The 21,353-nt window shown below is 71.5% G+C and carries 19 protein-coding genes; 7 read left to right on the top strand and 12 right to left on the bottom strand.

Features of this window, described 5'->3' with window-relative positions:
• The first annotated feature begins 1 nt into the window (after nucleotide 1).
• The 3 genes from ASG76_RS15945 (at nucleotide 2) to ASG76_RS15935 (ending at nucleotide 4,172) form a co-directional block, all read left to right on the top strand.
• Nucleotides 2-856: a glycerophosphodiester phosphodiesterase family protein gene (locus tag ASG76_RS15945; RefSeq protein ID WP_056605590.1), complete on the top strand. Its 855-nt coding sequence runs from the start codon at nucleotides 2-4 to the stop codon at nucleotides 854-856.
• Between the two features lie 35 nt (nucleotides 857-891).
• A complete protein-coding gene (locus ASG76_RS15940; RefSeq protein WP_056605587.1) occupies nucleotides 892-1,941 on the top strand; it encodes a hypothetical protein in 1,050 nt (349 codons plus the stop codon).
• A gap of 80 nt (nucleotides 1,942-2,021) precedes the next feature.
• Entirely contained in the window at nucleotides 2,022-4,172 is a 2,151-nt protein-coding gene (locus tag ASG76_RS15935) for an MMPL family transporter (protein ID WP_056605583.1), read from the top strand.
• 7 nt (nucleotides 4,173-4,179) lie between these two features.
• Here ASG76_RS15935 and map read toward each other — a convergent pair whose 3' ends face one another.
• The 5 genes from map to ASG76_RS15910 all read right to left on the bottom strand — a co-directional run bounded on the left by map (nucleotide 4,180) and on the right by ASG76_RS15910 (nucleotide 8,199).
• Nucleotides 4,180-4,959: a type I methionyl aminopeptidase gene (gene map / locus ASG76_RS15930; protein ID WP_056605580.1), complete on the bottom strand. Its 780-nt coding sequence runs from the start codon at nucleotides 4,957-4,959 to the stop codon at nucleotides 4,180-4,182.
• Nucleotides 4,956-5,645, bottom strand: a complete 690-nt coding sequence (locus ASG76_RS15925) for a hypothetical protein (protein ID WP_056605577.1) — start codon at nucleotides 5,643-5,645, stop codon at nucleotides 4,956-4,958. Before ASG76_RS15925 ends, map begins: the two co-directional genes overlap by 4 nt.
• A 46-nt stretch (nucleotides 5,646-5,691) precedes the next feature.
• The gene (locus ASG76_RS15920) at nucleotides 5,692-6,000 is read right to left on the bottom strand and encodes a hypothetical protein (RefSeq protein ID WP_056605574.1); all 309 of its coding nucleotides are present in this window, start codon (nucleotides 5,998-6,000) and stop codon (nucleotides 5,692-5,694) included.
• 14 nt (nucleotides 6,001-6,014) lie between these two features.
• The gene (locus tag ASG76_RS15915) at nucleotides 6,015-7,730 is read right to left on the bottom strand and encodes a sodium:solute symporter family protein (RefSeq protein ID WP_056605571.1); all 1,716 of its coding nucleotides are present in this window, start codon (nucleotides 7,728-7,730) and stop codon (nucleotides 6,015-6,017) included.
• Between the two features lie 85 nt (nucleotides 7,731-7,815).
• Entirely contained in the window at nucleotides 7,816-8,199 is a 384-nt protein-coding gene (locus tag ASG76_RS15910) for a VOC family protein (RefSeq protein ID WP_056605567.1), read from the bottom strand.
• A gap of 190 nt (nucleotides 8,200-8,389) precedes the next feature.
• Between ASG76_RS15910 and ASG76_RS19175 the strand changes: the two genes are divergently transcribed.
• Both ASG76_RS19175 and ASG76_RS15905 read left to right on the top strand, forming a co-directional pair.
• A complete protein-coding gene (locus ASG76_RS19175) occupies nucleotides 8,390-8,653 on the top strand; it encodes a hypothetical protein (RefSeq protein ID WP_157559158.1) in 264 nt (87 codons plus the stop codon).
• A gap of 69 nt (nucleotides 8,654-8,722) precedes the next feature.
• Nucleotides 8,723-10,243 carry an HNH endonuclease signature motif containing protein gene (locus ASG76_RS15905; RefSeq protein ID WP_056605564.1) on the top strand — a complete coding sequence of 507 codons (1,521 nt, stop codon included), beginning with the start codon at nucleotides 8,723-8,725 and terminating at the stop codon, nucleotides 10,241-10,243.
• A 109-nt stretch (nucleotides 10,244-10,352) separates the two neighbouring features.
• Here ASG76_RS15905 and ASG76_RS15900 read toward each other — a convergent pair whose 3' ends face one another.
• On the bottom strand, nucleotides 10,353-11,684 hold the full coding sequence (locus ASG76_RS15900; protein ID WP_056605561.1) for a FlgD immunoglobulin-like domain containing protein: 1,332 nt from the start codon (nucleotides 11,682-11,684) through the stop codon (nucleotides 10,353-10,355).
• Nucleotides 11,685-11,852: 168 nt separating this feature from the next.
• Here ASG76_RS15900 and ASG76_RS19310 point away from each other — a divergent pair, with 168 nt between their 5' ends.
• Both ASG76_RS19310 and ASG76_RS15890 read left to right on the top strand, forming a co-directional pair.
• Nucleotides 11,853-12,068, top strand: a complete 216-nt coding sequence (locus ASG76_RS19310; RefSeq protein ID WP_162254129.1) for a hypothetical protein — start codon at nucleotides 11,853-11,855, stop codon at nucleotides 12,066-12,068.
• A gap of 51 nt (nucleotides 12,069-12,119) precedes the next feature.
• Nucleotides 12,120-12,605, top strand: coding sequence for a GrpB family protein (locus ASG76_RS15890; protein WP_056605555.1), 486 nt, complete (start codon nucleotides 12,120-12,122; stop codon nucleotides 12,603-12,605).
• A 1-nt stretch (nucleotide 12,606) separates the two neighbouring features.
• On the opposite strand, the gene guaA is transcribed toward ASG76_RS15890, so the two are convergent.
• The 6 genes from guaA to guaB all read right to left on the bottom strand — a co-directional run bounded on the left by guaA (nucleotide 12,607) and on the right by guaB (nucleotide 21,327).
• A complete protein-coding gene (guaA, locus tag ASG76_RS15885) occupies nucleotides 12,607-14,184 on the bottom strand; it encodes a glutamine-hydrolyzing GMP synthase (RefSeq protein WP_056605552.1) in 1,578 nt (525 codons plus the stop codon).
• A gap of 234 nt (nucleotides 14,185-14,418) precedes the next feature.
• On the bottom strand, nucleotides 14,419-16,146 hold the full coding sequence (locus tag ASG76_RS15880; protein WP_056605549.1) for a GMC family oxidoreductase N-terminal domain-containing protein: 1,728 nt from the start codon (nucleotides 16,144-16,146) through the stop codon (nucleotides 14,419-14,421).
• Nucleotides 16,143-17,780: a succinic semialdehyde dehydrogenase gene (locus ASG76_RS15875; RefSeq protein ID WP_082587600.1), complete on the bottom strand. Its 1,638-nt coding sequence runs from the start codon at nucleotides 17,778-17,780 to the stop codon at nucleotides 16,143-16,145. The genes ASG76_RS15880 and ASG76_RS15875 overlap by 4 nt, the downstream gene beginning before the upstream one ends.
• Nucleotides 17,781-17,873: 93 nt before the next feature.
• Nucleotides 17,874-18,983 carry a GuaB3 family IMP dehydrogenase-related protein gene (locus tag ASG76_RS15870; RefSeq protein ID WP_056605546.1) on the bottom strand — a complete coding sequence of 370 codons (1,110 nt, stop codon included), beginning with the start codon at nucleotides 18,981-18,983 and terminating at the stop codon, nucleotides 17,874-17,876.
• Nucleotides 18,984-19,009: 26 nt separating this feature from the next.
• Complete coding sequence (locus ASG76_RS15865) at nucleotides 19,010-19,732, bottom strand: TetR/AcrR family transcriptional regulator (RefSeq protein ID WP_162254128.1); 723 nt, start codon at nucleotides 19,730-19,732, stop codon at nucleotides 19,010-19,012.
• 92 nt (nucleotides 19,733-19,824) lie between these two features.
• Nucleotides 19,825-21,327, bottom strand: coding sequence for an IMP dehydrogenase (gene guaB, locus ASG76_RS15860; protein WP_056605539.1), 1,503 nt, complete (start codon nucleotides 21,325-21,327; stop codon nucleotides 19,825-19,827).
• Between the last annotated feature and the right edge of the window lie 26 nt (nucleotides 21,328-21,353).

Here is a 21,353-nt window from a genome sequence, read left to right as displayed (position 1 = left end):
GGTGCGAGCGGAGCGAGCCTCGAGACCTCGTCCCTTCGACCTGCAGGCCCATCGCGGCGGGGCCGGGCTCTGGCCCGAGAACACCCTCGAGGCCTTCGGCCGCGCCCTCGCGCTGGGGGTCTCGACCCTCGAGCTCGACGTCCACCTGACGGCGGAGGACGACGTGGTCGTCGCCCACGACCCGGCGCTCACCGACGCACGGCGCATCCGCGAGCTGACGCGCGCCGACCTGCCGCCGTCCATGCCGCTGCTCCGGCAGGTGGCCGCGCTCCTCGACGACCGTGGGGCCGCTCCGGTGCGGGTCAACCTGGAGATCAAGTACGACGCGCTCGACGCCTCCGGGCTGACCTCGCGCGAGGCCTTCGTCGCCCGGGTCGTCGACGCGCTGCGCATCGACGGGCTGGTGCAGCGCACGAGCATCCAGTGCTTCGACTGGGGCGTGCTGCGACGGGTGGGCGACGCCGAGCCGGGGCTCGCCCGCAACCTGCTCGTCTCCCCGAAGTACCTGGGACCCGGCGACGACGGCCCGTCGCCCTGGTTCGACGGCCTCGCGGTCGGCGCCGACTTCGTCCGCACCGCCGCCGCCCAGGGGTTCTCGGCGATCTCCCCCGTCCACGGCTCGCCGTTCCGCGCCGGCGTCGACGACCCGGCGTACGAGCCCTTCGTGACGGCAGCGCTCGTCGAGGAGGCCCACGGGGTCGGGCTCACCGTCATCCCCTACGTCGTCGACGACCCGGCGACGATGCGCCACCTCGTGCGGACGGGGGTCGACGGGTTGATCACCAACCGCCCCGACCTGCTGCGCGAGGTGCTGGCGGGCGAGGGACGCGAGCTCCCGACGCCCTTTGCGGGATGAGGCAACCCCCGGGCGGTGCCGGACGTCTCCCCAGCATGAAGACCTTGCCCCGGGCCGCCCTCCTCGCCGCGACCACCCTTGCCCTGACGTCCTCCCTCCTGCCGTCCGTGCAGGCATCCTCCGAGCAGGTGCCGCGCACCGTGCTGGACGTGCGCGACCTCGACCAGGGTGAGCCACCGGCCCTCGCCTGGACCGAGCGCACGGCGGGCAGGACCGTGGTCCACGGGCCCGACGGCACGACCACGCCGGTGCCCAACAACGTCGTGGAGCTGGCGCCGATGGGCTCGGGCTACGTCGTCCAGACGGCGCTCAACCGTCCGACGACGGTGCGCTGGATCGGCGCCGACGGCACCCCGGGGCGCCGCGAGTGGCGCACCGGCGCTGGGCTCGCAGTGTCGCCGCTGGGCAGCGTGGTGGCGTTCGCCGGCCGGCGCGGGCGGGTGTGGACGATCGACCAGGAGGGTGACCGGGTCTTCCGCTTCAACCCGGTGCCGGTCACCGGCACCGCGCACGCCGCGGTGGTCGCCGGCGAGAACTGCAAGGAGGGCGAGGGCGACCCGGGCACGGGCTGCTCGATCGCCGTCAACGGACCGCGACGCGCCTTCTACACGACCTCGCACGGCATCGTGGACCGCGTGCCCCGGCTGCGCCAGGTGACCACGGGTCGGGCTCGGTGGATCGGTGGCATCACCTCGTTCAGCGAGATGGGCTCGTGCAGCACGATGATGCGTCGGCTGTCCGTGAAGTGGTCCACCTGCGACAACCAGCTCGGCGACATCGCTCTCGACAACGGCCACGTCATCGGCACCCCGGCCTACGCCGACGGCTTCGGCCCGACGACGCTCGACCTCCTCTCCATGACCGACGGCAGCACGGTCCGCAGCTTCACCCACTCGCGCACCGGCCACTCGGCGACGTACTTCGAGGAGGTCTGGGAGGACGCGGGGCACGTGCTGGTCGTGACCTACCAGGAGGGCGAGTGGGCCGTCGTCCGGCTCGGCGTCGACGGCTCGATGGAGTACGCCGTCGCCCCGCGACGCGGGTCGATGGACCGCGCCTTCCCGTTCCAGCTCCAGACGAGGTGAGGCGCACCAGGGCGCACCCTGTCTAGACCTCGGGGCATTCACCGATGCGCGATGTCGGCCCCGGCTGTTGTGCTGGACGCATGCATCGACAGATCGCAGGCTCGCTGACGGGCCGCACCACGAAGTGGCTCGTCCTGGTCGCCGTGCTGGTGCTGACCGTCTTCATGGGGTTCTTCTCCAGCAAGCTCACCTCGGTCCAGGACAACCAGGCCTCCTCGTGGCTGCCCGGTTCCGCGGAGTCGACGAAGGTCCTCGACGAGCTCTCGCAGACGGTGGACCCCAACGACATCCCGACGCTCGTCGTCTACCACCGCGACGGCGGGCTGACCGACGCCGACCGTGCGGCCATGGAGGCCGACGGCCCGGAGATCGCCGACCTGAAGGGCGTGACCGACGCCGGCGTGCTGACCCCCGCTGCCGCGGAGGCGGCACGGGCGCAGGGCGCCCAGGTGCCCACGCTGGTGTCGGAGGACGGCGAGGTGGCCTACCTCTACTTCGTGCTCAACTTCGGCTCCGACGGGTGGAACGCGATCCCCGACGCAGCCCAGGAGATCCGCGACATCGCGACCCTCGACGGCGGCGAGGTGCACCTGGCCGGCTACGGCGGCCAGGCGGCCGACTCCGCAGCGGCCTTCGAGGGCATCGACACCAACCTCATCCTGGCCACCCTCGCCGTGGTGATCGTGATCCTGCTCTTCACCTACCGCAGCCCCATCCTCTGGCTGCTGCCGATCCTGTGCGCGGTGTCGGCCAACTTCATCGCGACCGGGCTGGTCTACCTGCTCGCGAAGTACGCCGGTCTCACCGTCAACGGCCAGAGCCAGGCCATCCTGAGCATCCTCGTGATCGGCGCCGGCACCGACTACGCCCTGCTGCTGGTCGCGCGCTACCGCGAGGAGCTGCGCCGCCACGAGGACCGGCACGAGGCGATGGCGTTCGCGCTGCACCGGGCCGCGCCGGCGATCTTCGCCAGCGCCGCGACGGTCGCGGTCGGCATGCTGTGCCTGTCCTTCGCCGAGCTCAACTCCACCGCCGGCCTCGGGCCGGTGGCCGCGATCGGCGTCTCGGTCACCATGCTCGTGATGATCACGCTCCTGCCGGCGCTGCTGGTGATCTGCGGACGCTGGGTGTTCTGGCCCAAGCGACCGTCCTTCCGTAGCCCGGAGCCCACCTCCGACGGCCTCTGGGCGCGGGTCGGGCGGCGCATCAGCCGTCGCCCGCGCCGGGTGTGGGTGGCCACCACCGGCCTGCTGCTCCTGGCCTGCCTCGGCCTCTTCAGCCTCGACACCTCCGGGCTCTCGACCGAGGACACCTACACCAAGGAGTTCGACTCCATCAAGGGACAGCGCCTGCTCACCGACCACGGGCTGGCCGACAACTCCAACACCGTCCAGGTCGTCACCGCCACCGACAAGGCCGCCGACGTCGCGGCCGCGCTCGAGGGCATCGACGGCCTCGCCGCGCCCGGTGAGGCCCAGCCCCTCGCCGAGGGCCGGTCGTGGTTCCAGGCGACGATCAACGCCGACATCTCCTCCAGCACCGCGGCCGACATCGTCAAGGCGTCCCGCGACGCCGTGCACGCGGTGGACGGCGCGGACGCCCTCGTCGGTGGCGGCTCGGCGTTCTACCTCGACACCAAGATCGCGTCGGTGCGCGACAGCTGGGTGATCATGCCGCTGGTGCTCGCCGTGGTCCTGCTGATCCTCATCGGGCTGCTGCGCGCGGTGCTCGCACCGGTCATCCTGATCGCCACCGTGGTGCTGTCCTTCGGCGCCGCCCTGGGCATCTCCGCGCTGCTCTTCGAGCACGTCTTCGGCTTCGCCGGCTCCGACCCAGGCTTCCCGCTGTTCGCCTTCGTCTTCCTCGTCGCGCTCGGCATCGACTACAACATCTTCCTGATGACGCGCGTGCGGGAGGAGACCGTCACCCACGGCACCCGCAAGGGCGCACTCATCGGGCTCGCCTCGACCGGCGGTGTCATCACCTCGGCCGGTGTGGTGCTGGCCGCGACCTTCCTCGTGCTCGGGTCGCTGCCGCTGGTCTTCCTGGCCGAGCTGGGCGTCGCCGTGGCGCTGGGCGTCATGCTCGACACGCTCGTCGTCCGCTCCGTGCTCGTGACCGCCCTCAACCTCGACCTCGGCGGCAAGATCTGGTGGCCGAGCCGGCTCGACAGCGCCGACGTACCTCTCACCGAGGCGGAGGCGCGGGCGCCGCTGGAGACCGTGCACTGACCCCCGGTCAGCGACCGGCGGTGGGCAGCGTCAGGATCTCGGCGCCGTCCTCGGTGATCGCGACGGTGTGCTCGCTGTGCGCCGTACGACACCCGGTCGCGCTTCGCAGCGTCCAGCCGTCCTCGTCGGTGACCAGCTCGTCGGTGTCGACCATCACCCACGGCTCGAGCGCGAGCAGCAGGCCCGGTCGCAGCTTGTAGCCGCGGCCGGGGCGACCGTCGTTGGAGACGTGCGGGTCCTGGTGCATCGTGGTGCCGATGCCGTGACCGCCGAACTGCATGTTGATGGGGTAGCCCGCGTCGCGGAGCACCGAGCCGATGGCGTGCGAGAGGTCGCCGATGCGCGCCCCCGGTCCGGCGGCGGCGATGCCGGCGGCCAGCGCGGTGCGGGTGGTCTCGATCAGCGCGACGCTCTCGGCGGGCTGGGTGTCGCCCACCACGAAGCTGATCGCGGAGTCGGCGGCGACGCCGTCGAGGCGGACGGCGAGGTCGAGGGTGAGCAGGTCGCCGTCCTCGAGCCGCTGGTCGCGCGGGCGGCCGTGCAGCACGGCGTCGTTGACCGAGGTGCAGACGTAGTGGGCGAACGGACCGCTGCCGAAGGACGGCGCGTAGTCGACGTAGCACGACTCGGCGCCGGCCTCGCGGATCATCTCCGCGGTCCACCGGTCGAGGTCGAGCAGGTTGGTGCCGACCTCGCTGCGCTGCTGGAGCGTGTGGAGGATGTCGGCGACGAGGGCGCCGGTGCGGCGGGCGCGGTCGACCTGGGCGGCGGTGAGGATCTCGATCATCGGATGCCCAGCCTCGCACAGTCCTTCTGGGTGGAGCCGTCGCACAGCTCGTCGAGGGTGATCACGCCCTGCCCCACGAGCACCGAGGTGAGGGTGTCGATGGTGACGTCCTGGGCGGGGTAGAGCCAGGACTCGGTGCCGTCCACGTCCTCGCCGTCGGTGAGGGGGTCGCCGGCGAGGAACGCCACGGCCACGTCTGCGGCCTGCTCGCTCATCTCGCGGGTCGGCACGTAGGTCATGGTCGTCTCGTCGCCGAGCACCAGGTTGCGCGCGGCCTGGAGGTCCGAGCCCGGCTGGCGCACGACCTCGCCGCGCTCCAGGCCCACGAAGGCCTCCGCCGACGGCACCGCCTCGCCGAGCGCGACGACCGGCACCTCGCGGGCGGTCAGCGTCTCGAGGTCGGCGGCGTCGACGGGCACCACGACGACCACGTCGGCCGACGACGCCTCGGCCTGCCGAGCCTGGCTCTTCTGGGTGCTGGCGTCGCCCTCGGCGTCGTACACGCGCACGCGGCACTCGTCGCACGTCGCCTCGACGCGCTCGGTGAAGGCCTCGGCGTCCACCGTGCGCGAGGTGTCCGCGCCGTCGGCGACGAGGAGGGCGATCGTCGGCTCGTCACCCGTGCAGCCGGCGAGGAACGGGGCGACGACGGTCAGGGCGAGGGCGAGGAGGCGGGCGCGGAACATCGCGAGGACTGTATCGCTGGCCCCCGGCCGCCGGAGGCCGTGGCCCTCAGTGCGTCGGCGGGCGCTTGCGCTGCGGCGCGGGACGGGTGGGGTCGTCGTCGGGACGTTCGACGTCCGCCGGCACCACGATCGGCTTGAGCCGTGCCCAGCCGAGGAACAGCGCCGCCACCACGACCAGCGCGAGACCGGTCCAGAGGTTGGCGTTGACGTCGCCTGTCTTGTCGGGTGCCTGGTCGGCGAAGAGGCCGGCGAGCGTCAGGATCACGCCGTAGACGCCCAAGAGCGCGCCGATGATGTTGCGGATGTCGAAGGCGCCGGCCTTGTGGGGCGCACCGGTCTGCTTCTCGTCGGACATTGCGGGCCCCTCTCTCAGAAGGCGACGTTGAGGACGATGACCATCGCGAGCGCGATGCCGGCGAGCGGGACCGTGCGACGCCACCACGGCATGGCAGCCTCGTCGGGGTCGGTGCGGTCCTCGCGGGGCGTCTCGGAGTAGACCAGCCCCCTGAGCTCGGAGACCGGCTTGGGCTTCGTCACGAGCGAGACGACGACGCTGAGCACGATGTCCACGACGAAGGCCGTGGACGCGGCGAGGAACGCCGCCCCCTGGCCCGGCAGGTCGATCACGCCCGCGGCGGCGAGGCGGTCGACGGCGACCGCCGACAGCGTGCCTGCCACCAGGCCGACCCAGCCGGCCGTGGGCGTCATGCGCTTCCAGAACATGCCGAGGATGAAGGTGGCGAAGAGCGGTGCGTTGAAGAACCCGAAGAGCGTCTGGAGGTAGTCCATGACGTTCGTGTAGCCCATCGCGATGCGGGCGGTGAAGATCGCGATGACGGTGGCCGCGACGGTCGCGAGGCGACCGATGCGCAGGTAGTAGTCGTCGCTGTGGTCCTTGCGGATGTAGCGCTGCCACAGGTCGTAGGAGAAGACGGTGTTGAACGCCGAGATGTTGGCCGCCATGCCTGCCATGAACGCCGCCAGCAGGCCGGCGATCGCCAGGCCGAGCAGCCCGTTGGGCAGCACGTCGCGCATCAGCAGGAGCAGCGCGTCGTTGTAGGCCACGCCGTCCCCGGACGCCCCGCCCGACGGCGTACCGCCGTTCTTGAGGTCGACCATCTCCTGCACGAGGACAGCCGAGATCATGCCGGGGATGATCACGATGAAGGGGATGAACATCTTGGGGAAGGCGCCGATGATCGGCGTCTTGCGCGCCGAGGAGATCGAGTTCGACGCCATCGCGCGCTGGACCTCGACGAAGTTCGTCGTCCAGTAGCCGAAGGACAGTACGAAGCCGAGACCGAAGACGATGCCGATGACCGAGAGCAGCGAGGAGTCGAAGCCGGAGAGCGCCTGGCCGGGCCACGACTCGAGCTGCTGCGAGGCCGGCGCCACCGCGGCGTCGGCCGGCGCGTTGTGGGCGGCGGCGGTGATCTTGTCGGTGAGGCCGCCCCAGCCGCCCACGCGGTGGAGGCCGATCAGCGTCAGCGGGAGCAGCGAGGCGACGATGACGAAGAACTGCAGCACCTCGTTGTAGATCGCCGCGCTCAGGCCGCCGAGGGTGATGTAGGACAGCACGATGGCGCCCGCCACGACGAGGGCGATCCAGATCGGCCAGCCCAGCAGGGCGTGCACGATCCCGGCGAGCAGCGCGAGGTTGACGCCCGCGATCAGCAGCTGGGCGACCGCGAAGCTGATGGCGTTGACCAGGTGGGCCCCGGTGCCGAACCGCCTGAACATGAACTCCGGCACCGAACGGACCTTGGAGCCGTAGTAGAACGGCATCATCACGACGCCCAGGAACAGCATCGCGGGCACGGCGCCGACCCAGAAGTAGTGCACGGTCGGCAGGCCGATCTCCGCACCGTTGGCCGACATGCCCATGATCTCGACGGCGCCGAGGTTGGCCGAGATGAAGGCCAGGCCCGTCACCCACGCCGGGAGCGAGCGCCCGGAGAGGAAGAAGTCGATGGAGTCCGACACCGAGCGCCGCGCCATGACGCCGATCCCGAGGACGAAGCCGAAGTAGATCGCGACCAGCAGGTAGTCCAGCCAGTTGGCGTCGATCAGGGTGTCCGAGCTCACGCATGCCTCCCGAGGTTCAGTTGGGCCACGGTCAACCTAGACCTGCGCGTCTCCCGATGCGAACACCCCTACGGTCAGCCGCGGCTCAGGCTGTCTCCCACAGGCCGACGAGGTTGTCCTCGGTGTCGGTGAAGTAGGCGGTGAAGCCCATCTCGCCGACGGGGGTCCGGCCCCGTACGACCGCGCCACCGGCCTCCTCGACCTTGCCGAGCGCCTGGTCGATGCTCGCCACGTCGACCACGATGTTCGGCCCCGTGCCCGGGAAGTCGGCCGTCCGCTCGAACATGCCGCCGTTGATGAACCCCGGCTCCGTGGCCCCGCTCTCGGGGTCGGTGGGCCCGGTCATCACCATCGTGTAGCCCAGGTCCTGCATCGGCACCAGCTGCCAGCCGAACGCTGCGCCGTAGAAAGACCTGGCGCGGTCCCCGTCGTCGTACGGGATCTCGAAGTGCACCACCCTGCCTGACATGCGCCCTCCTCGGAATCGGATGACCTTCCAGTGAACGCCGCGCGCTGCGGGGGGTCAATGCCCATCGACGACCGTGGCAGGGTGGTGGCCATGCGCCGCACCTCCTCGGGCCGCACGGTCGCGCTGCCGGTCGTCCTCGGTCTCGTGCTCGCCGTCGCGCCCACGCTGGCTGCCGGCTTCACCGTCTGTGGTGTCTCGGGCTGCTCCGGGGGCGGTTTCGGCCGCTCGACCGACCCGGGCACGACCCCGGCTGCTCCTGGTCGTCGCGGGCGTCGTCGCCGCACTGCCGCTGGCCGTGCTCGCGGTCGTACGCCGCAGCGCTGCGCTCACGCTCTCGGCCGTCGGCCTCGCCGTGGCGAGCACCTTCGTCGCCGGGCTGGTCGTCGGCGCCGACCTCCACGGCTGTCCGCGCGGGGTGTCAGCGGAGGCGTGCCAGGAGCAGGCACGGCCTTGACCGAACCTCCGGCATCCCTGCCCCCTCGCCGGGCGGCGACCGTCGGTGCCTCCAACTAGAATCGATCACATGATCGACGCACTGGCAGGACCCCGACAGGCTGAGGTAGACACCCTCAGCCCCGCCGGCCTGCTCGCCTCGATCCGGACCTCGCGCGAGATCGAGAATGCCGAAGCCGCCCGACAGCTCGACCTCGCCGCCCGCTGGGCCGACCTCCACCCGCCCGAGTCGATCCACTCCGCCGCAGCCTTCACCGTCCCCGGTTCCGAGCACGAGGAGCCGATCGCCGGCGACGGCTGCCCGCTGGTCGCGGAGTTCTGCATCGCCGAGCTCGGCACCGTCCTCGGCATCTCCACCACCGCTGCGAAGAAGCTCATCGGGCACGCCCTCGAGCTGCGTCACCGCCTCCCGCGCCTGTGGGTGCAGGTCCAGTCAGGGCGGGTGCCCGCCTGGCGGGCTCGGTCAGTGGCCGAGGTGACCATCCACTCCGCCCCCGCTCTCACCGCTGGCGCAGCGGCGTTCGTGGACGCGCAGGTCGCGGCGGTCGCGGGGAAGATCGGCACCGCGCAGCTCGACCGACTCGTCGCGGAGACGATCAAGCGGTTCGACCTCGCCGAGGCCGACCCGGCTGCTGATCCGGAGGACGGCTACCTGTTCGTCGACCCGCGCCACGTCACGATCCACGACCAGGACGTGCACTTCGCCGGCACCGTCCGCGTCGAGGCCGAGGTCGGGCTCGCTGACGCCATCGACCTCGACCGCGCGCTCGCCCAGGGCGCCGCGACCCAGAAGGCGCTCGGCTCGACCGAGTCCTTGGACGCCCGACGCGCGACCGCGCTGGGCGACCTCGCCCGGACCCAGACCGCGCTCGACCTGTTCTCCCAGGACCACACCGGTCCTGAGGACTCTGACGGACTGCCGGCGGCGCGGGAGGTCGTGCTGCACGCGCACTTCGACGCGAGCGTCGCCCGGGACGGATCCACGGTCTTCGGTCCTACCGGACGCCTCGAGGAGCGCCAGCGGCTCCTGCACGCGCACTTCGACGCGAGCGTCGCCCGGGACGGATCCACGGTCTTCGGTCCTACCGGACGCCTCGAGGAGCGCCAGCGGCTCCTGCTGCTCGACCATCTGCAGTCCTGGTGCGGCGACTCCCGCACCAAGATCACCATCAAGCCGGTCATCGACCTCAGCGTTGAGCAGTCCACTCCGGCGTACGCCGTCCCCGACCGGATCCGCGAGCAAGTGGTCCTCCGAGACCGCACGTGCGTGTTCCCCTGGTGCGGCCGCAAGGCGCGTGCCTGCGACATCGACCACGTCATCGAGTTCGACCACGACGCCGACGCAGACGGTCGCCAACAGCCCGGCCCGACGACGACCTCCAACCTCGCCGCTCTCTGCCGAGTCCACCACCGCCTCAAGACCCACTCCGCCTGGCGCTACAACATGGTCGAGCCCGGGGTCTTCGAGTGGACCTCACCCCACGGCCACCGCTACCGACGCGACCGGCACGGGACCACCGCGCTCGACCCGCCCGAGCCTGCGCCACCGTCCGTCTCGGGCCAGCACCTCTCGAGCCGGCGCCGACCATGACCTCGCCCCGCATCCCCGGTGGCGGGGCCACAGGCACGTCCCGGCACTCAGGTGGGCACCCAGGGCGACACCAGATGCGGACTGCCGAGTTCCGGGCGTCGCTTGCCGGCTAGGGCTGGACCGCGAGGTAGCGCACGTCGACGGTGAAGCTCGAGACGTCGACGGAGTCGGTGCCATGGGTGGAGAAGCTCCACAGTGCTGCCGGGTCGCGCTGGGGGAAGCCGTCGGTCACGTCCTCGGCGAGTCCTTCACCCCAGCCGGGTTCCTCGACCCACGCCGACTGTCCCGACGTCCCCTTGACGATCGAGGTCGTGGGGTTGGGGGCCGGCGAGTGCGTCCCGTACACGACCAACGTCGCGGTGTCGGGCTCCCCGGCCGTGGTCGGTGCTCCGGTGAACGCCACCCGTACCGCTGCCAGGCCCCGCACTCCGGTGGCCTCGGGGACCTCGAGCATGTGCGAGGCGACCGCGACCGCCTGGGTCTGCAGATTGATCGGTGGGGTCGCGCACTCGGCCGACCGGTAGCTCAGCCCGCCGGGGAACAGGCCGCTGGCGACGACCCGACCGCAGTACGTGTAGTCACCGCAACCCATTCCACCGTCGTAGTCGCACGGCCCCACGACGGACGCGTCGGGTGCGACCGTGACCGTCTTCTCCTGCCACTCGAGCTTGTCAGCGGAGACCCAGATCCTGACCGCGTCGGTCCGGCCGGTGTTGCCGGCCTTGTCCTGCCCGACCACGACTGCGGTGTAGCGGCCGCTGGGCAACGGCTTGCCTCCACGCACGGCGGCCCACTCGACGGTGCGGCCGTGCCCGTACAAGAAGCCGTTCGTCGAGCGCCGCGGCTCGGCGACGTCCGCGCGAAGCACCACACGTCCCTTGCCGTTGCGGATGACGAGCTCGAGCGAGGTGAGCTTCTTCTCCTCCGAGTACGCGGCGAGGTCGAGCGTGTCAGTGACGACGGTCGTGCGCGGGAAGACGCGGGCGGGTGCCCCGAGCTCCGCGCCGTAGGTCGGCGCGCCCAGCTCGGCCCAGAAGGTCGTGTCGACCTGGACCTTCTTGTAGGCGCGGGCGGCCTGACCGGTCGGGGCGTGGTCGTAGACGCTGACGACGTAGCGCTGGTCCATGAGCCGCTTGCCGGACTGGTTGCGACCGTCCCAGGTCCACTCGTGCGTGCCGGCGGCCTGCTTGCCGAGGTCGACGGTGCGCAGGTGGTGCAACCTGTCGTCTGCACGGCTCACGGCGAGGTAGACGTGCGTCTTGTCCGGGACCCGGTAGCGGATGCTGAGCGTGTCCTTCACTCCGTCGCCGTTGGGTGAGAAGCGGCTCGTCGCGCTGATGCGCCAGCCGTTGCCGGCCGCGTCGGCCGGCGCGACGACGGCGAGGGCCGGCGTGGCGAGAAGGGCGAGACCGAGAATGGCCCGGGCGAGACGACGTACCACTGGTGCTCCTGCCGTTGAGGTGCAGCGCGGACCGCGCCGTCGAGTAGACGCGCACACACGCGAGAAAGTTCTCGGAGCCTTTGTCGACGCGCATCCTGCCCCGCCACAAATTGAGCAGATTCGCGCGCACACCGACCCGTGGACGACGACCTGGGCCACGCTCGGGCCATGGCAGAGGTGCAGGTCGAGTGGTCGCCCTGGAGCAGCACGCTGGGCAACGTCGCTGACGACTTCGCCGCGCGCGCCCTCGCACATGAGGTCTGCCGGGACCGGGCGCGCCCAGGCACGGCGGTGCACCACCACCACGCGCACTCCGCGACGTTGTGGCGCCAAGCCGAGAGCAGCCTCCGGGCCAAGATGGCGGAGCTCGACGCAACGGCGTAGGGCTCTGCTTCGCGGACCGTCGAGGGCGACGGCGTGTGATCTGATCGGCACGTGCCGACACCGGAGGAGATCACCCGCCACCACGCGCCGAGCGAGGTCGTCCACGTCGGCGCGCACCCGACGGGATACGTCGTACGGATCGAGGAGCCCGATCCTTCCTGGCCGCAGCGCTACTCCGAGCTCGAGGACCGGATCACCGCGGTCCTCGGCGAGCGCCTGCTCGCCATCCAGCACATCGGCTCCACCTCCGTGCCCGGCCTCCCTGCCAAGCCGATCATCGACATCGACGTCGCGGTCGACGACCCCACCGACGAGACGGCGTACGTCCCCGCGCTCGAGTCCCTGGGCCTGGTCCACTGGCTCACCGAGCCGCACTGGCACGAGCACCGGATGTTCAAGATGCTCAGCGAGCCTCGCGTCCACGTGCACGTCTTCGGACCCGACTGTCTGGGCTTCGGCATGCGCTACAACACCGTCAAGGAACCCGTCGTGCGCGAGATCTACGACCGGATGTTCCGCGCCGCCGGCCTGCTGTGACTCACTCCCACTCGATGGTGCCCGGGGGCTTGGAGGTGATGTCGAGCGTCACCCGGTTGACCTCGGCGACCTCGTTGGTGATGCGCGTGGAGATGCGCTCCATCACCTCGTAGGGAAGGCGGGCCCAGTCGGCCGTCATCGCGTCCTCGGAGGTGACCGGGCGGATCACGACGGGGTGGCCGTAGGTGCGCCCGTCACCCTGGACGCCGACCGAGCGGACGTCGGCGAGCAGCACCACCGGCATCTGCCAGATGTCGCGGTCGAGGCCGGCGCGGGTGAGCTCCTGGCGCGCGATCGCGTCGGCGCGGCGCAGGATGTCGAGACGGTCGGCGGTGACCTCGCCGATGATGCGGATGCCGAGCCCCGGGCCCGGGAACGGCTGGCGCCACACGATGTCGGCGGGCAGGCCGAGCTGCTCGCCGACGAGGCGCACCTCGTCCTTGAAGAGCGTACGCAGCGGCTCGACCAGCGCGAACTCGAGGTCCTCGGGCAGGCCGCCGACGTTGTGGTGGGACTTGATGTTGGAGGTGCCGGCCCCGCCGCCGGACTCGACGACGTCGGGGTAGAGCGTGCCCTGCACGAGGAAGCCGACCTTCTCGCCCTGCTCGGCGGCCTCGCCCAGCACCTCGACCTCGGCGGCCTCGAAGGCGCGGATGAACTCGCGACCGATGACCTTGCGCTTCTCCTCGGGGTCGGTGACCCCGGCGAGCGCGGCCAGGAAGGTCTCGCGGGCGTCGTAGACGTGCAGGTTGACCCCAGTGGCGGCGACGAAGTCGCGCTCGACCTGCTCGGCCTCGCCCTCGCGCAGCAGGCCGTGGTCGACGAAGACGCAGTGCAGCCGGTCGCCGATCGCGCGCTGCACGATGGCCGCGGCCACCGCGGAGTCGACGCCGCCGGAGAGGCCGCAGATGGCGATCCCGCTCTCCCCGATCTGGTCGCGGACCCGCTCGATCTGCTCCTCGGCGATGTTGAGCATCGTCCAGGTCTGGCGGCAGCCCGCGATCTGGTGGAGGAAGTGCTCGAGCACCTTCTGCCCGTGCTCGGAGTGCAGCACCTCGGGGTGCCACTGCACGCCGGCGAGGCCACGGTCGACGTCCTCGAAGGCCGCGACCGGCGTGACGTCGGTGGACGCGAGCACGGTGAAGCCCTCGGGCGCCTGCGCGACCGAGTCGCCGTGCGACATCCACACCTTGTGCTCGGCCGGGATCCCCTCGAGCAGCGTGCCGGGCTCGGTGACGGTGACCGGCGTACGGCCGTACTCGCGGGCGCCGGTGTGCGCGACCTCGCCGCCGAGGCCCTTGGCCATCAGCTGGAAGCCGTAGCACATGCCGAAGACCGGGACGCCCGCGGTGAAGACGCCGGTGTCGATGCCGGGGGCGTCGTCGGCGTAGACGCTCGACGGGCCGCCGGACAGGATGATCGCCTTCGGCCCGCGCGCGAGCATGTCGGCCACGGGCATCGTGTGCGGCACGATCTCGGAGTAGACCCGCGCCTCGCGCACGCGCCGCGCGATGAGCTGGGCGTACTGCGCGCCGAAGTCGACGACGAGGACCAGGTCGTGCTCTGCAGGCTGCGTCACGCGCGGAGTCTATCGAGGCGCGGTCCCCCGCCCGAAAGCGCACCGGTCGCCGAAATCGCCGCAGGGCCTGATCGGGGAGGGAGGGTGATCAGGCCCTGCGACTTGTGTCCCCGCCACTGACGAACAGTGCCGAGATCGAAGGACCCGGCCCTTGGGAGGGAGCATGACTGCCGGGGCCCTCACCCCGCCCAACGACGCCTGCGGGGGGTGGTTACGGGCCCCCGCGAGGTCTTTTCAGCTGACCCCGACGATCGGCAGCCGCAACGCCCCCGGAGCGGCCTCCGGGACCACCGGGTTCTTGGGCTCGACGGGCGCCAGACGGCGGTACGCCGACCCCAGTGCGGGCCGCGGGTCGGGCTCGCCCTTGTTGGGCCAGAACGCCATCGCCCGCTCGGCCTGCGCGGTGATCGTGAGCGACGGGTTCACCCCCAGGTTGGCCGAGACGGTCGAGCCGTCGACGACGTGCAGGCCCTCGTGGCCGTAGAGCCGCTGCCAGGGATCGACCACGCCGGTCTCGCGCGAGTCGCCGATCGTGCAGCCGCCGATGAAGTGCGCGGTCAGTGGTCGGTTGAACGCCTCCCCCACGTTGGCGCCCGCGGTGCCGCCGAGGACGTCGGCCATCCGCCGGGTCGCCTCGTAGGCGATCGGGATGTAGGTCGGGTTGGGCAGGCCGTGGCCCTGCTCGCTGGTCATCCGCCAGCCGAAGCGACCCTTGACGCCCTTGGTGGTGATCGAGTTGTCGAGGGTCTGCATCACCAGCGCGACGATCGTGCGCTCGGACCAGTGCTTGAAGTCGTAGAGGTCGAAGGCCGTGCGGCGCTGCGCCCACAGCTCCTTGAGCCAGGTGCGCACGCGCGAGCGGCCCGGGATGTCGTCGGCCAGCACGGTCTGCATCAGCGCCATCGCGTTGGAGCCGTGGCCGTAGCGGCAGGGCTCGATGTGGGTGACCTCGTCGGGGTGCCACGACGACGTGATCGCCACGCCGCGGGTGTAGTCGACGGAGGTGTCGGGCGCGAGCGCGCCCAGGATCGCCTCGGAGTTGGTGCGGGTCAGCACGCCGAGCCGGTCGCTGATGCCGGGCAGGTCGCCCTCGCCCTTGAGCTGGTGGAGCAGCTTCTGGGTGCCGAGCGCGGCGGCGGAGAAGACGACCTGGTCGGCGGTGAACGTCTTCACGGCCGTACGCCGCGACAGCTTGGCCTTGGTCCAGCGGGTGCTGACCTCGTAGCCGCCGCCGGCGCGGGGGCGTACGCGCGTCACCGTGGTCAGCGGGTGCACGACGGCACCGGCCTGCTCGGCGAGGTGGAGGTAGTTCTTCACCAGGGTGTTCTTGGCGTTGTGCCGGCACCCCGTCATGCACTCGCCGCAGTTGAGGCAGGCGTTGCGGGCCGGGCCGGCGCCGCCGAAGAACGGGTCGGCCACCTCCTCGCCGCCACGGGCGTCGGGACCGCCGAAGAAGACCCCGACCGGGGTCGGGTGGAACGTGTGGCCCACCCCCATGTCCTCCGCGACCTGCTTCATCACCTCGTCAGCCGGCGTGTGCAACGGGTTCTGGACCACGCCGAGCATCCGCTTGGCCTGGTCGTAGTAGGGCGCGAGCTCGGCCTTCCAGTCGGTGATGTGGGCCCACGACGGGTCGCGGTAGAAGGCGTCGAGCGGCTCGTAGAGCGTGTTGGCGTAGACCAGCGAGCCGCCGCCGACACCCGCACCGGCCAGGATCATGCAGTCCTTGACCATGTCGATGCGCTGGATGCCGTACATCCCCAGCGCCGGTGCGAAGAGGAACCGCTTGGCGTCGAACGACGTCGCCGGGAAGTCGTCGTCCTCGAACCGGGCGCCCGCCTCGAGCACGCCGACCGAGTAGCCCTTCTCGACCAGCCGCAGCGCCGTGACGGAGCCACCGAAGCCGGAGCCGATGACCAGGACGTCGTAGTGCACCGGCGTGCTCGTGCGGGAGGCGTTCATGCTCGCCCCAGCTTGTTGAGCAGCCGCAGGGACGCGGTGAGCACCTTGGCGTTGGTCTCCTCCGACATCCCGAGCATCGGCGCGATGGGCACCAGGCGCTGGGTGGCGACGGACTGCGCCTCGGTGTAGCGGTGGATGCCCTCCGCGCCCTGCCGGCGCCCGACCCCCGACTCGCGCATGCCGCCCATCGGGGCGCCGAGCGAGCCGAACGTCGCGCCGTAGGCCTCGTTGACGTTGACCGTGCCGCACCTGATCCGGCGCGCGAGCGCGCGACCACGGGCGCCGTCACGGGTCCAGATCGAGGCGTTGAGGCCGTAGCTCCCGTCGTTGGCGCGCGCGACCGCCTCGTCCTCGCCGTGGAAGCGGTAGAGCGAGACGACCGGGCCGAAGGTCTCGCGGGCGAAGCACTCCATGTCGGCCGAGACGCCCTCGAGGATCGTGGGCTCGAAGACGAAGGGGCCGAGGTCGGGGCGGGCCTTGCCGCCCGCCAGCACCCGCGCGCCCTTGGCCACCGCGTCGTCGACGTGCGCGGTGACCGCGTCGAGCTGGGCCTGGGAGATCAGCGACCCCATGTCGACGCTCCAGTCGAGGCTGGCCCCGAGCGTCAGGGCCTGGGTGCGGGAGACGAAGGCGTCGACGAAGCGGTCGTAGACCTGGTCGGCGACGAAGAGCCGCTCGGTCGAGACGCAGAGCTGCCCGGCGTTGGAGAAGACGCCGCGCACGGCGCCCTCCGCGGCGCGCTGCACGTCGGCGTCGCGCAGCACCAGCATCGGGTTCTTGCCGCCGAGCTCGAGCGAGCAGCCGATCAGCCGGTCGGCACACTGGCGCGCGATCAGCCGCCCGGTGGCGGTCGAGCCGGTGAAGCAGACGTAGTCGGCACCCGCCACCACGGCGCCGCCGACCTCCGGGCCGGGGCCGGCGACGACCTGCCAGAGCTCGGCGGGGAAGCCCGCCTGGTCGAGCAGGCGGGCGGCCAGCAGCGCGGTCAGCATGGTCTGGGCGTCGGGCTTGGCCACCACGGCGTTGCCGGCCAGCAGCGCAGGCAGGCCGTCGCACAGCGCCATGGTGAGGGGGTAGTTCCACGGCGAGATGATGCCGACGACGCCCTTGGGCACGCGGCTCACCTCGGCCCGCGTGAGCAGCGGGAACATCCCGCCGACGCGGCGGGTGTCGAGGTGCTCGTGGGCGGTGCGCGCGTAGTAGCGCGCGGTGAGGGCGAGGTGCGCGACCTCGAGGTAGGCGTCCTTGCGGGCCTTGCCCGACTCCCACACCACCAGGTCGATCAGCTCGTCCTGGCGGTCGAGCAGCAGGTCGTGCAGCCGGAGCAGTGCGGCCGCGCGCTCGTCGAGCGAGGTCGCGGCCCACGACACCTGCGCGCGGCGGGCGCGGACGAAGGCCTCGGCGACGTCCTGGGTGCTCGACTGGGGCACGTAGGCCAGCGGGGCGCCGCCGATCGGCGAGGAGACCGCGTGGGTCTCCCCCGTCGTGCTGACCACGCGACCGGTCAGCCCGGCGACGTAGGACCGGTCGAGGGCGTACGCCGCCGTGCTGTCGTGCTCGGGGTCGGCAGGCCCGTCGCCGGCCAGCGGGTCGGGGTGGCGGTCCGGGCTCGAGGCAGGGCTCTGCTCACTCATACCCGGAGGGTAGGTGGCCGCCGGGAGCGTTGCTACCGGATGGTCGCTTCATCCCAGCATTTGACACTTCGAGCAGTTTTGTCCAACCGCGGCTCAGTGCTGGACGACGACCTCGATGCGCTGGAACTCCTTGAGCTCGGTGTAGCCCGTGGTCGCCATCGCGCGCCGCAGCGCACCGACCAGGTTCATGGTGCCGTCCGCGGTGCGCGACGGGCCGAACATGATCTCCTCCAGCGTCCCGACCGGCGCGAACTCGACGCGCTGGCCGCGCGGGAGGTCGGCGTGGGTGGCCTCGCTCCCCCAGTGGAAGCCGCGACCCGGCGCCTCGGAGGCGCGGGCCAGGGGCGAGCCGATCATGACGGCGTCGGCACCGCACGCGATCGCCTTGGCGATGTCGCCCGAGCTGCCGATGGAGCCGTCGGCGATGACGTGGACGTAGCGACCGCCCGACTCGTCGAGGTAGTCGCGGCGGGCTGCCGCCACGTCCGCGACCGCGCTGGCCATGGGCACCGCGACGCCGAGCACCGTGCGGGTGGTGTGCGCGGCGCCTCCACCGAAGCCGACCAGCACGCCCGCCGCGCCGGTGCGCATCAGGTGGAGGGCGGCCTGGTAGGTCGCGCACCCGCCCACGATGACGGGGACGTCGAGCTCGTAGATGAACTCCTTGAGGTTCAGCGGCTCGGCCTGGCTGCTCACGTGCTCGGCGCTGACCGTGGTGCCGCGGATGACGAACATGTCGACGCCGGCATCGACGACTGCCTTGACGTGCTCCTTGGTGCGCTGCGGCGAGAGCGAGCCGGCGACGGTGACGCCGGCCGCGCGCACCTCCTTGAGCCGCGCGGTGATCAGCTCGGGCTTGATGGGCTCGGTGTAGATCTCCTGCATCCGGCGCGTCGCCTCGGACCCCTGGAGGCCGGCGACCTCCTCGAGCAGCCCGGTCGGGTCGTCGTAGCGCGTCCACAGTCCCTCGAGGTTGAGCACCCCGAGGCCGCCCATCTGGCCCAGCGCGATCGCCGTCGACGGCGACATGACGGAGTCCATCGGCGCGGCGAGCACCGGGATGTCGAAGCGGTAGGCGTCGATCTGCCAGGCGGTGCTGACCTCCTCGGGGTCGCGGGTGCGCCGCGAGGGCACGATCGCGATGTCGTCGAAGGAGTAGGCGCGGCGACCGCGCTTGGCACGGCCGATCTCGATCTCGGTCACGCACTCAGCCTATCGGCGCGTGCGGATCAGCCCGTGACCGCGGCGTCGATCGAGCGGCGCAGCCACGCGGCGTAGCGCTCGCGCGTCCAGCCCAGCTCGGCGGCGAAGACCAGGTAGGTCTCACCGCGGGTCAGCACGACGACCTCGTCCACGGCGTCGGGACGCACCGGGCCGGGCGCGAGGAGAGGGACGACGGCGCGGATGATGTCGACGTGCCCGCCCCGGGCGGCCCCGAGGATGGTCCGCATGCGCTCGTCGTCGGCGGCCCCCTGGTTCATCGCCGGCAGGAAGGGCGCCATCGGCTCCACCGAGTCGCAGACGAAGTCGACGAAGCGGTCCAGACGCACCTCCCGGTCCGGCTCGTCACCGAGCCGGAGCCCGGCGTACGCCGCCGGCAGCGACGCGCTCCTGCCGAACGACGCCGAGCGCACCGCCTCCATGAGCAGCGCCTGCTTGCCGCCGAAGGTCTTGGTGACGTACTCGGGCGAGACCTGCGCCTCCCGCGCGAGCGCGGCGATGGTCGTGCCGGACCAGCCGTGGGCGGCGAAGAGCCGCGAGGCGGTCTCGACGACGTGGGCGCGTCGGCGCTCAGCGGCGGCGCGGCGCCCGCTCGCGTCGTAGGTGCGGCGGCCCGGGGTGGCGACATCCCCCGTCGACGCCCGCCCTGGAGCGGGCGTCGACGTGGGCGTGCTGGCCGGTCGTGGCGTGTTCGTCGCGTTCGCGACGGACCCAGCCCCACGCCCGCTCACCACCGGCCACCCCCTGTTTGGTTACGACTGCACAGTAGCCAATTGGTCCAGACCACGTTGACGATTCCGCACACTGGTCTGGACCAGCCGCGTCAGGCGCCGGAGTAGTTGGGCGCCTCGACCGTCATCTGCACGCCGTGGGGGTGGCTCTCCTTGAGCGAGGCCGAGGTGATCCGGACGAACCGGCCCTTGTCCTGCAGCTCGGGGATGGTGCGCGCCCCGACGTAGAACATCGACTGGTTGAGCCCGCCGACGAGCTGGTGGGCGACCGCGGACAGCGGGCCGCGGTAGGCGACCTGGCCCTCGATGCCCTCGGGCACGATCTTGTCGTCGCTGGCCACCTCGGCCTGGAAGTAGCGGTCCTTGGAGTAGGACTTCTTGCCGCGGCTGCTCATCGCGCCGAGCGAGCCCATGCCGCGGTAGGACTTGAACTGCTTGCCGTTGACGAAGACCACGTCGCCGGGCGACTCCTCGCAACCGGCGAGCATCGAGCCGACCATCACCGCGTCGGCACCGGCGACGAGCGCCTTGGCGATCTCGCCGGAGTGCTTCATGCCGCCGTCGGCGATCAGCGGGACACCGGCGGGCTTGGTGGCCAGCGACGCCTCGTAGACCGCGGTCACCTGCGGCACGCCGACGCCGGTCACGACGCGGGTGGTGCAGATGGAGCCCGGGCCGACTCCGACCTTGACCGCGTCGGCGCCGGCGTCGACGAACGCCTGGGCGCCCTCACGGGTCGCGACGTTGCCGCCGATGACCTGCACGTGCTTGGTCGCCGGGTCGGACTTGAGCCGTCGCACCATGTCGAGCAGCAGGTGCACATGGCCGTGCGCGGTGTCGGCGACGAGCACGTCGACCCCGGCCTCGACCAGCGTGGTGGCCCGCTCCCACGCGTCGCCGAAGTAGCCGATGGCCGCGCCGACGAGCAGCCGGCCGTCGGCGTCGTACGACGCGTGCGGGAACTGCTCGCCCTTGACGAAGTCCTTCACCGTGATCAGGCCGCCGAGGCGCCCCTCGCCGTCGACGAGCGGGAGCCGCTCGCGCTTGTGGGCGCGCAGCAGGGCGGTGGCGTCCTCGCGGGAGATGCCGATGTCGCCGGTGATCAGGCCCTCGCTGGTCATCACCTCGGTGACCTTGGTCGTGGCCCACTCCGCGACCGGGGTGAAGCGCAGGTCGCGGTTGGTGATGATGCCGAGGAGGTGGTTGTCGAGGTCGACGACGGGCAGTCCGGAGACGCGGTACTCGCCGCAGAGGCGGTCGAGCTCCTCCAGCGTCGCGTCGGGGCCGATCGTCACGGGGTTGGAGATGATCCCGGTCTGGGTGCGCTTGACCAGGTCGACCTGGCGGGCCTGGTCCTCGATCGAGAGGTTGCGGTGGAGCACCCCGATGCCGCCCTCGCGGGCCATGGCGATCGCCATCCGCGCCTCGGTCACGGTGTCCATCGCGGCGCTGATGAGCGGCACGCGGATCGAGATCTCGCGCGTGAGGCGCGTGGTGGTGTCGATGTCGCTGGGCGCGAGGTCTGACTCCCCCGGCAGCAGCAGCACGTCGTCGTAGGTCAGGCCCAGGGCGGCGAACTTCTCGGGGATCTCCACACCGCCATTCTACGGGCGGGCCGGGG

It is taken from the genome of Nocardioides sp. Soil774, assembly GCF_001428125.1.
In the GTDB taxonomy this organism is placed as follows: domain Bacteria; phylum Actinomycetota; class Actinomycetes; order Propionibacteriales; family Nocardioidaceae; genus Nocardioides.
This window is presented reverse-complemented; position numbering and strand designations above follow the sequence as displayed.

Bases quoted from the DNA above. Each gene is read 5' to 3' on its own strand.
- ASG76_RS15905 (WP_056605564.1), top strand. From the start codon at position 8,723: ATGATCGACGCACTGGCAGGACCCCGACAGGCTGAGGTAGACACCCTC.
- ASG76_RS15920 (WP_056605574.1), bottom strand. From the start codon at position 6,000: ATGTCCGACGAGAAGCAGACCGGTGCGCCCCACAAGGCCGGCGCCTTC.
- ASG76_RS19310 (WP_162254129.1), top strand. From the start codon at position 11,853: ATGGCAGAGGTGCAGGTCGAGTGGTCGCCCTGGAGCAGCACGCTGGGC.
- ASG76_RS15910 (WP_056605567.1), bottom strand. From the start codon at position 8,199: ATGTCAGGCAGGGTGGTGCACTTCGAGATCCCGTACGACGACGGGGAC.
- map (WP_056605580.1), bottom strand. From the start codon at position 4,959: ATGATCGAGATCCTCACCGCCGCCCAGGTCGACCGCGCCCGCCGCACC.
- ASG76_RS15940 (WP_056605587.1), top strand. From the start codon at position 892: ATGAAGACCTTGCCCCGGGCCGCCCTCCTCGCCGCGACCACCCTTGCC.
- ASG76_RS15880 (WP_056605549.1), bottom strand. From the start codon at position 16,146: ATGAACGCCTCCCGCACGAGCACGCCGGTGCACTACGACGTCCTGGTC.
- ASG76_RS15935 (WP_056605583.1), top strand. From the start codon at position 2,022: ATGCATCGACAGATCGCAGGCTCGCTGACGGGCCGCACCACGAAGTGG.
- ASG76_RS15875 (WP_082587600.1), bottom strand. From the start codon at position 17,780: ATGAGTGAGCAGAGCCCTGCCTCGAGCCCGGACCGCCACCCCGACCCG.
- ASG76_RS15925 (WP_056605577.1), bottom strand. From the start codon at position 5,645: ATGTTCCGCGCCCGCCTCCTCGCCCTCGCCCTGACCGTCGTCGCCCCG.